General features: G+C 37.2%; 6 protein-coding genes and 3 pseudogenes. All 9 read left to right on the forward strand.

All coding sequences use genetic code 11. The annotated features are described in order from the left end of the window. Positions 1 to 23: 23 nt before the first annotated feature. Positions 24 to 2630: pseudogene (gene acnD, locus L3081_RS13060) on the forward strand (Fe/S-dependent 2-methylisocitrate dehydratase AcnD). Between the two features lie 83 nt (positions 2631 to 2713). After that, positions 2714 to 3903 (forward strand): annotated as a pseudogene (gene prpF / locus L3081_RS13065) (2-methylaconitate cis-trans isomerase PrpF). 119 nt (positions 3904 to 4022) lie between these two features. Beyond that, entirely contained in the window at positions 4023 to 4688 is a 666-nt protein-coding gene (locus L3081_RS13070) for a YccT family protein (protein ID WP_242286601.1), read from the forward strand. Between the two features lie 70 nt (positions 4689 to 4758). Next, positions 4759 to 5553, forward strand: a complete 795-nt coding sequence (locus L3081_RS13075) for an SIMPL domain-containing protein (protein ID WP_242286602.1) — start codon at positions 4759 to 4761, stop codon at positions 5551 to 5553. 147 nt (positions 5554 to 5700) lie between these two features. After that, positions 5701 to 6135, forward strand: a complete 435-nt coding sequence (locus L3081_RS13080) for a GAF domain-containing protein (protein WP_242287039.1) — start codon at positions 5701 to 5703, stop codon at positions 6133 to 6135. Positions 6136 to 6162: 27 nt separating this feature from the next. After that, complete coding sequence (locus L3081_RS13085; protein WP_242286603.1) at positions 6163 to 6453, forward strand: hypothetical protein; 291 nt, start codon at positions 6163 to 6165, stop codon at positions 6451 to 6453. Positions 6454 to 6492: 39 nt separating this feature from the next. Then, entirely contained in the window at positions 6493 to 7152 is a 660-nt protein-coding gene (gene proQ, locus L3081_RS13090; RefSeq protein WP_242286604.1) for an RNA chaperone ProQ, read from the forward strand. Between the two features lie 166 nt (positions 7153 to 7318). Beyond that, positions 7319 to 9473, forward strand: a pseudogene (prc, locus tag L3081_RS13095) (carboxy terminal-processing peptidase). Positions 9474 to 9616: 143 nt separating this feature from the next. Further along, the gene (nhaC, locus tag L3081_RS13100; RefSeq protein ID WP_242286605.1) at positions 9617 to 11095 is read left to right on the forward strand and encodes a Na+/H+ antiporter NhaC; all 1479 of its coding nucleotides are present in this window, start codon (positions 9617 to 9619) and stop codon (positions 11093 to 11095) included. Positions 11096 to 11213: the final 118 nt, after the last annotated feature.

Consider the following 11213-nt stretch of genomic DNA (forward strand, 5'->3'; position numbering starts at 1 on the left):
ACTCTTATACTAGGGATGAAATTATGAATTACAATTATCGCAAACCATTGCCGGGTGCAAATATAGATTATTTTGACACCCGATCAGCAATTGAAGATATAAGCACTGGTGCTTATGCAAAATTACCTTATACATCGCGAGTATTAGCTGAACAGTTGGTTCGCCGTTGTGATCCCGACACATTGACGGACTCATTGAAGCAAATTATTGAAGGTAAACAAGATTTAGACTTTCCTTGGTATCCTGCTCGCGTGGTTTGTCACGATATTTTAGGTCAGACAGCACTGGTTGACTTAGCCGGCTTACGTGACGCTATTGCTGATCAAGGTGGCGACCCTGCTAAAGTAAACCCTGTTGTTCCAACACAATTAATTGTTGATCACTCTTTAGCAGTAGAAGCACCGGGTTTTGATCCTGAAGCTTTTGAGAAAAATAGAGCAATAGAAGACCGTCGTAATGAACACCGTTTTCATTTCATCGAATGGACTAAAACCGCCTTTAAAAATGTTGATGTAATACCCGCCGGTAACGGTATTATGCATCAAATTAACTTAGAGAAAATGTCACCCGTTATTCAAGCACGTGATGGGGTTGCATTCCCTGATACTTGTGTTGGTACAGATAGTCATACACCGCATATTGATGCCTTAGGTGTTATTGCTATTGGCGTTGGTGGTCTAGAAGCTGAAACAGTAATGTTGGGTCGTCCATCGATGATGCGCTTACCTGACATTATAGGTGTTAAGTTAACAGGCAAACGTAAACCAGGTATTACCGCTACCGATATGGTTTTGGCAATAACTGAATTTTTACGTAATGAGAAGGTTGTTTCGTCATATTTAGAATTTTTTGGTGAAGGCACAAAAGAATTAACCATAGGCGATCGCGCAACCATCTCAAATATGACACCAGAGTATGGTGCTTCAGCCGGGATGTTCTATATTGATGAGCAAACCATTGATTATTTAAAAATGACAGGTCGCGAACCAGAGCAAGTTTCGTTAGTAGAAACTTATGCAAAACAAACAGGTTTATGGGCTGATGATTTAACTGAAGCTCAGTACCCGCGTGTTCTTGAATTTGATTTATCAACCATCTGTCGTAATCTCGCAGGTCCTTCTAATCCACATCGTCGTTTAGCGACAGCAGATTTGGCCTCAAAACATATTGCACAAAATCTAGATAGTTGTAAAACACAAGAAGCAAACGGCGAAATGCCAGACGGTGCAGTAATTATTGCGGCAATTACGTCATGTACTAATACCTCAAACCCACGTAATGTTGTGGCTGCGGGTCTTATTGCTAAACGTGCTAATGAATTAGGTTTAGTACGTAAGCCTTGGGTTAAAACATCCTTTGCACCGGGATCAAAAGTTGCAAAACTGTATTTAGAAGATTCTGGATTATTGCCAGAAATGGAAAAATTAGGTTTTGGTATTGTGGGTTATGCTTGTACAACCTGTAATGGTATGTCAGGAGCGTTAGATCCTAAAATTCAACAAGAAATTATAGACCGAGATTTATACGCAACAGCGGTATTATCAGGTAATCGTAATTTTGATGGGCGTATTCACCCTTATGCAAAACAAGCCTTTTTAGCATCCCCTCCATTAGTGGTTGCTTATGCTATTGCCGGAACGATGCGTTTTGATATTGAAAAAGACGTATTAGGACAAGATCAACAAGGTAATGACATTAGATTAAAAGACATTTGGCCTAGCGATGAAGAAATTGATCGTATTGTGGCAGCTAGTGTGAAACCTGAGCAATTTAAAAAGGTTTACACGCCAATGTTTGATTTAGGCGCATTTGAACCAAAGAGAAAGCCCGTTATACGCTTGGGATGAAAGCAGTACTTATATCCGCAGACCGCCCTATTGGGAAGGTGCTTTAGCGGGGGAACGTACTATGAAAGGTATGCGACCGTTAGCTGTACTTGGCGATAACATCACGACTGATCATTTATCTCCTTCGAATGCCATTCAATTGAACTCTGCTGCAGGGGCTTATTTACATAAAATGGGCTTACCTGAAGAAGACTTTAACTCTTACGCAACACATCGTGGCGATCACTTAACTGCACAACGTGCAACTTTTGCTAACCCGAAATTGTTCAATGAAATGTGTAAAGATGACAATGGCGAAGTGAAGCAAGGCTCGTTGGCTCGTATTGAGCCTGAAGGTACTGAATCACGTATGTGGGAAGCCATTGAAACTTATATGGAACGCAAGCAACCATTAATCATTATTCCGGTGCTGACTACGGTCAAGGCTCTTCACGTGATTGGGCTGCGAAAGGGGTTCGTTTGGGCGGCGTTGAAGTGATTGTTGCAGAAGGTTTTGAACGTATTCATCGTACTAACTTAGTTGGTATGGGCGTGTTACCGCTGCAATTTGTGAATGGTGAAACTCGCCATACTTATAACATTGACGGTACTGAAACCTATGATGTTGCAGGTACAACTGCACCGGGTGCGGACATGATTGTGGTAATGACTCGCAAGAACGGTGAAGTCGTTGAGATCCCTGTTAAGTGTCGTTTAGATACCGCAGAAGAAGTTTCTGTCTATGCTGCCGGCGGTGTGCTTCAAAAATTTGCGAATGACTTTTTAGAATCTAATGCTAGTTAAATACCGCTAACATAATCATTTAAGCGGTACTTAACTTTAGGTTAGTGCCGCTTTTTTATTTAATAATGAATAAGGAGAACGAGATGTCTCACGTTCCTCAAGTACACTTACCCCAAGTAAAAGTTCCTGCTACCTATATACGCGGTGGTACATCTAAAGGGGTATTTTTCAACTTAACTGACTTACCCGAAAGAGCTCAGGTACCTGGCGCTGCCCGTGATAATTTATTGTTACGTGTTATTGGTAGTCCTGATCCTTATGGTAAACAAACCGATGGTATGGGTGGGGCAACATCAAGTACCAAAGAAACAGTTATTTTAGCTAAATCAGAGGAAATTGATCACGATGTTGATTATTTGTTTGGCCAAGTTGCTATTGATAAAGCTTTTGTTGATTGGAGTGGAAATTGTGGAAATTTAACGGCTGCAGTTGGTTCATTTGCTATAAGCTCTGGTTTAGTAGATAACGACCGTATTCCAGAGAATGGTATTTGTACTGTTCGTGTTTGGCAGAAAAACATTGGCAAAACAATAATCGTGCAAGTACCTATTGTTAATGGTGAAGTGCAAGAAACAGGTGATTTTGAACTTGATGGCGTAACATTCCCTGCTGCAGAAGTTCCTGTAGAATTTATTGCACCAGTTGATCCCAGTGAGGCCATGTTTCCAACGGGTAACTTAGTTGATGATCTGGATGTTCCCGGCATCGGTACGTTTAAAGCGACTATGATCACTGCAGGAATTCCAACTATTTTTTTGAATGCTGATGAAATTGGTTACACAGGCACAGAATTACAAGAAGCCATCAATGGTGATGACGAGGCTTTAACACGCTTTGAAACGATTAGAGCTTATGGCGCTCTAAAAATGGGCTTGATTACAGAGTTGTCTGAAGCGCAAGGACGCCAACATACGCCTAAAGTTGCTTTTGTTTCGCCATCTAAAGATTATACCACTTCAAGTGGTAAATCAGTGTCGTCAAAAGACATTGATTTGCATGTTCGGGCGCTTTCTATGGGGAAATTGCACCATGCTATGATGGGAACAGCATTGCCATTGGTACCGCTGCGGCAATTCCTGGTACGCTTGTTAATTTAGCTGCGGGCGGTGGTGACAAGGAAAGTGTTACATTTGGTCATCCTTCAGGTACGCTAAAAGTTGGCGCTCAAGCAACTGAAGTTGCAGGAAAATGGACCGTAAACAAAGTTGTCATGAGTCGAAGTGCTAGAGTATTAATGGAAGGTCGGGTTCGCGTTCCTGCAGACAGTTTTTAGTACTCAGTTAATGCATCTAACTAGTACTTTAGCCTAGTTATGCAAAATAATTGTTTGCATTCAAGCCTAGTCAGTTTATAAAAGAACTTACGATAATATTATCAGTAAGGAATTTTATTTTGATTAGGTTTATTTTTGCACTATGTTTGTTTTTAGTCGCTTCAGTAGTTTCATTTACCTTGTGGGCGACAACACTTACCGTTGGTGATAATTTAGTTATTAGTCAAATCAATAACAAAATTGTTGAGCATGGTTTTCTTGATCAAACGTCTGAATTTTCACTTAAACCGGGTCAATATGCATTTATAGTACACTATAAAGATGTTTTTGAAGATTTAACTTTTGCAGAAGACCGCGTAGTAAAATCGAAAGAGTTTGTTGTAAAACTCACCGTAGGGGCAGAAAAAAAACTTCATTTGATGACTGCCGCAATTAAAAATCTCGCACAAGCCGAAGCTTTTTCTAAATCACCCACGTTAATGTTAAAAGATGAAAATAATCAACAATTGCCAATAGAACTGGAAAGTGTTGCCGATTACAAAATTGCAGAACAAGTAGAATTGGCAATCACCTCTTATACTTCACAACAAGATTCTCACCATGATAAAGCAGCAGAAACTACTAAAATAAAAAAAGCAAATCAGACAGTAACGTCGGTGAAAGAAAAGTTATCGGATAACAAATTGATACAGATTAATGCATTGCCCATGTTAAAGTATTGGTGGCAGAACGCTTCAGACGAAGAAAAGAAGCATTTTAAACAGTACATAAATCGCAATAATTAACCGAAAAGTTTTATCAACGCAATGAACGCAATGTGTTAATTTAGTAAAATAACGAATTAAAAGGATGAATATGTTTAAAATTAACACGTCACTTATCAGACATGCACTTGCTTTAAGCACATGTTTGATACTATCCAATACAGCGTTTGCAAATACGCAAGAATCTGGCATTGAAGTAACAGGACAAGCGACTGTGCTAGTTGAGCTTAATCAATTTGTTTTATCGATATCAATCGCTGAAAAAGGTCATTTTACTGATAAAATAAGAGCTATTGTTGATAATAAAAGTAATCAAGTGATTGATGTCGCTACAAACATTGGTGTTAAACCAAGAGATATTAATTCAGCACGGGTATACTTACGTATTATTAAAGAAGACCCTAAAATGAATATTCAAGGGGTATCGATAAATCAAGCGTTATCGAATACACAAAAAGGTAAGGTTCATCTCGGTACTAATTCCACAAAAACGGTTGATAACGTTGCTCAACAGTTTTTTGAGTTAAGCCGAAATATTACCGTAAAATTTTCAGATATTGACGATTACGATCGTTTTTTAAATGCTGTTATAAAAATTGGGGTTACCCATATATCTCCACTGACAATGACGGTAGATGATACAGATAAATATTATGAACAAGCATTATCGCTTGCTATAAATAATGCGAAAGCCAAAGCATTACAAATTGCGAATCAAGCAGGTCAATCATTAGGGAAGTTGGTTTACCTAAAAGAGGTGAGTAGTAATCATTATAGTGCTAGGTTTAGTGCTTCAAGGATGGTTAATTCATCTTTTGAGCACAGTTCGCAGATTGGCACAAAAGAAATTAATGCGAGTGTTTTAGTTAATTATTCCATTGAATAGGTAGTAAATCCTTGTATATTCTAGTTTCACTGATATAAAAGCTTTAATTAAGGTAGCTTTCAAGGTATGTTATGCCTTTTTAAGCTACATTTAAATCGTTGGAATATCTCATTGGATAGTAAAACAGCGTTTTATCAAGAATTATTAATGCAAACAAAAGCGTTAATTCAAGATGAAACAGACCCAATCGCCAATATGGCAAATATCTCCGCCTTACTTTTTGATGCGTTAGAACAAGTTAATTGGCTTGGTTTTTACCGAGTGATTGAAAATCAACTTGTTTTAGGTCCATTTCAAGGTAAAGTGGCCTGTATTAGAATTCCGTTAGGTAAAGGAGTTTGTGGTACAGCAGCACAATCTAAAACTACTCAACGCATCCTTGATGTTCATCAATTTGATGGACATATAGCTTGTGATGCATCAACGAATGCTGAAATTGTTATCCCCGTTCAAGTTAACGGTGATATAATAGCAGTTTTGGACATTGACAGTACTAGCTTCGAACGTTTTGACCAAGAAGATCAAGATGGTTTAGAAGCAATAGTTGCAGTGTTTGAGCAAAGCTTATTGGCAGTAAAATGAACTTAGTGCGATGAAAATAAAAGTATTATGAAAGAATTTGTAGTCATACATGATTACCTAGTAACCGAAGCAATAATTGGTGATTGGGATGGTCAAGAAGAGCAAGTTGTAGAGAAAATCAATGAGTTTTACCATACCTTCTATGATTTAGCGGAAGAAGATATAGAAACTGAGGTATTAGAGCAGTTATTAGCTTTGATATGGGATACTTGGATTGGGCAGGATGAATTACCCGATTTAGCATCTGAAGATATTTATGATTGGTGTCGGCATGTTTTAGAAAACAGAGATCAACACCTACAAAACCAAGATTATTAATTTAAACTATTTAACTGAAACTGTATAAAAGTTGTATTTATGGAAACTCAAATTAAACGAATAAGCACCAAAGACATCATTTCCTATTTAGTCGAAAAATTCCCTGCGTGTTTTTCACTAAAAGGACCAGTAAAACCTCTGAAAGTTGGCATATTTCAAGATTTAGCTGAAAAATTAGATGATGATGAAACGATTAGTAAAACTCGATTAAGGCAAGCATTAAGACATTATACGAGTAGTTGGCGCTACCTTAAAGCAATTAAGGTAGGGGCTTTTAGGGTTGATATTGAAGGTAATGACGTTGCTGAAATTGATGAAGAGCAAGCTAAATACGCTAGTAAAACCTTAAAAGAAAGCCAAGAAAAATTTGGTAACAATTCTTTGACTAATAAAAAGCCTCAAGAAAAAGGTGATAAAAAGCCACTGAAGTCAATAAAAATAAAGGCTCTGAAGCAGCTAAGCGTGATGGCGGTAAATTCAAAACTGTTAAATCGACCAAGCGTCCAAAGAGTGAAAAAAGAATTACCGCTATTGAAACAAGTAGATTCCGCTACAATAAATATAGGAAGTAAAGTTAAAGTTCAGTTAGGTAATGCACCTATGAATGCAACTATTACAGAAATTGCCGGTAAAGATGTCAGTGTTCAACTTGACTCAGGCATGACAATTAAAACACAGATGCAAAATATATATTCATAATTCAATATGTTTATTTATTTTAATCAGTAAAAAATAGTACATCATTTGTGGGGGCTTTTTTACCGCCGGTGGTTAAAAGTTTACCCCACAAAGAGAATTAAGGTTTAGCAATTTAATAAGTATTATTGTTGAGCCTGAATGTTTATCATCGTTTGGAGTAGCGTGCATGCAAAAATTTTGTCGTATAGCACTTGCCGTATCATTGTCGGTAAGTTTTTCATTAAGTAGCTATAATGCGTTTGCATTTGATGATATAACCAAAGATACCCCCTTACCGATACTTAGCCCCGAAAGCCAACATGCAACCGCGAGTAAACGAATTGCAGCAAGTTTTACCCGCGGGCACTACAAAAAAATCAAGATTAACGACGAACTATCCAAAGAAGTTTTTGAACGTTACATAAAACAGCTCGATTATTCACGGAATATATTTTTAGCTTCTGATATTACCGCGTTAGAAAAAAATAGTGATGGGTTTGATGATGTGTTTGCGCGTGGGAAATTGTCAGCCGCGTATGATATTTATAACTTGAATATGCAAAGACGATTAGAACGTTACCAATTTGCACTTAATTTACTTAACTCACCTGTTATTTCTACTAAGACCGACGATGAAAAATCACAAAAAACACCGTTTGATTTTAGTAAAGATGATGTTTATGAATATGATAGAGAAGATGCACCCTGGGCAACTTCCACAGCTGAATTAGATGAATTATGGCGGATAAAAGTTAAATCTGATGTGTTAAATTTACTTTTAACGGGTAAAGAGTGGACTAAAGCGAAAGAAGTACTGATTAAACGTTATAAATATGCGGTTAAAAGAATTAAGCAGAGTGAGAGTGAGGATGTCTTTCAACTTGTCATGAACAGTTTTGCTCGTGTTGTTGAACCCCATACTTCGTATTTATCGCCGCGTAATGCAGAACGTTTTCAAATGGAAATGAACTTATCCCTTGAAGGCATTGGCGCCGTACTTCGTGCAGAAGAAGATTATACCGTTATTCAAAGTGTTATTAGCGGTGGACCAAGCAGATGCATCGAAAGGTTTGAAGCCCAAAGATCGCATTGTTGGTGTAGCTCAAGGCGAGAAAGAATTTGAAGATGTTATTGGATGGCGACTAGATGATGTTGTTGATAAAATAAAAGGTCCGAAAGGAACAACTGTTCGATTACAAGTTTTATCTGGTGAATCAGATGATATTTCAGATATTAAAGAAGTTACTATCGTTCGAGATAAAATTAAGTTAGAAAATAAAGCCGCAAAGTCAGAAATTTATTATGAAGGTATCGGCATTGAAAAAGCTGAAACGGATGACGAAAAAGCTGAAACTAAAGACTCCGTTAATGCAGAACCAACTAAATTAGGAAAAAAATTAGGTATTATAACAATTCCTAGTTTTTATAATAATTTATCACGTGATGTCAAAAAAGAAATTGCTAAACTTAAAGAGCAAGAAGTGCAGGGCATTATTGTTGACTTACGTGGTAATGGTGGTGGCTCTTTACCTGAAGCAACATTATTAACTGGCTTGTTTATAGATAAAGGCCCAGTTGTTCAAATTAGAAATGGTGCAAACCGAGTGGATGTTCATCGTGATAAAGACGGTATAAGTTATTATGATGGGCCATTGACCGTGATGGTTGACCGATACAGTGCTTCTGCTTCTGAAATATTTGCTGCTGCAATTCAAGATTATGGTCGTGGTGTTATTGTAGGTGAACACACGTTTGGTAAAGGTACAGTTCAGCAACACCGTGGTTTAGGACGTGTTTACGATTTGTATGAACATCCTTTAGGTAGTATTCAATACACAATTGCTAAGTTTTACCGCATCAATGGTGGTAGCACACAACATAGAGGTGTTTTACCCGATATTGCTTTTCCAAGTGCTGTAGACCCGGCTGATTGGGGTGAAAGTAAAGAAGAAAACGCATTACCTTGGGATCAAATAGATAAAGCTGACTATGCTAAATTGAATGATGTTGCCCATGACGTCACCTATTTAACTTCTTTATATCAAGCAAGAATTAAAGATAACAGCGAGTTTAACTATCTACTTGAAGATATTAAAACGTATAAAGCTGAAAAAGATGATAAAGTAATTTCTTTGAATCTAGAGAAACGTAAGACTGACCGTGAAGAGCGTAAAAGTAAGCGACTTATTCGTATAAATGAACGACTTGTTAAGCTAGGTAAAAAGCCGGTAGATGATCTTGAAGATTTACCTGATGATTTAGATGAGATGGACCCATTTCTAGATGAAACGGCACTAATTACTTTTGACCTAGTTAGTTTAGGCAAAATAGCCAAAAAATAAGAAATATATAAATAAGAAAGCCGCCCTAAGGGCGGCTTTCTTGTCTCTTAATACTGGTATTTATATTTAATTAAAATGAATAAATAATCGACTCGATGAGTGTGAATTATATAACAACTATTATAAAAGGATAAATTCATAAAATGTCAAATCAAGCACCAATAAAAAACAGAGCGTCAAAAGATCCTAGTATGTTAGACTCTGTTATTCCTCTGGTATCGCTCGTTATCATGCTGACAGCTTCTGTTGGCTATTTTTCAGATAACTCTTCTTTTGGTCCAAATCAAATCGCACTTTTATTAGCAATGGGGATTGCTATTGTTATTGGTCTTAAAAATGGTTATCAATGGGAAGGTATTGAGAAGTCGATAATCAAAGGGATATCCATCTCATTGGGTGCTGTTTTAATATTATTAACGGTTGGCGCTTTAATCGGTACGTGGTTATTATCAGGTACGGTACCGACCATGATTTATTATGGTTTACAGATAATAGACCCCAGTTGGTTTTATGCAGCTTGCTGTATAGTTTGTGGTATAGTAGCAATGAGTATTGGTAGTTCATGGACAACCGCTGCAACAGTTGGTGTTGCTTTTATTGGTATTTCAAATGGCTTTGATATGTCGACTGCTGTCACTGCAGGTGCTGTGATTTCAGGTGCATACTTTGGCGATAAATTATCACCATTATCTGAAACAACCAATCTAGCTCCTGCTGTTGCCGGTAGTGAATTATTTGACCATATACGGTATATGTTATGGACGACTATTCCTTCTATCTCTATTACCCTCATTTTATTTTTAATTATTGGTTTTAATCATTCTTCATCTAATATAGAAAACACAGGAAGCATTGAAACATTAACATCAACCTTAGAAGCAACGTATGATATTTCTGTCGTTAATTTAATTCCTTTGTTGATTCTATTAGTATTGGCTTTTAAAAAAATGCCTGCTTTTCCTGCTGTTGCAATAGGCGCCATCATTGGTGCTATTTGGTCAGGAATTTTTCAGCAAGACTTAATTTTGAGTATGGCTAAAGAGGGGGTTTCAAATACCACGGCTAATATAACAGTTATTTGGACTGCTTTTTTTGATGGTATTGTTGTTAATACAGGTAATCAGGAAATTGATAAACTGCTTAGTCGTGGTGGTATGTCAAGTATGTTAAATACTATTTGGTTAGTTATTTGCGCTTTAAGCTTTGGTGCGGTTTTGGAACACTTAGGCATGTTAGCTAAATTTGTAGAATCTATTTTGAAAACAGCTAAGTCGGTAGGTAGCCTAATCACTAGTACTATACTGACTTGTATAGGTACTAATCTAATTACTGCTGACCAGTACATGGCAATTGTTATGCCTGGTAGAATGTTTAAAGCAGAATATCAACGTCGTGGATTACACCCTACAGTTCTAAGCAGAACACTTGAAGACTCAGGTACCATTACTTCTCCTTTAATCCCTTGGAACACCTGTGGTGCCTTTATGTTTGGTGCTCTTGCTTTGACATCGTACGACTATATTTTTTACTGTTTTTTTAATTTAATAAACCCCATAATTGCCGTAATATATGCCTATTCAGGTTTCAAAATTAAAAAACTAACCAGTGATCAATGTGATTAGCTCAAGAAAATGATTAAAGGCTTGCTAGGTAGGGTTATTGCCCCTTTTCCGGACTATAGTTATATAGCTCACTCTAGTTCACCTTGTAATTAAATAAGAATTATTACCTCATATTTGG

Origin of the sequence: Colwellia maritima (genome assembly GCF_022669015.1) — a bacterium.
GTDB lineage: Bacteria > Pseudomonadota > Gammaproteobacteria > Enterobacterales > Alteromonadaceae > Colwellia > Colwellia maritima.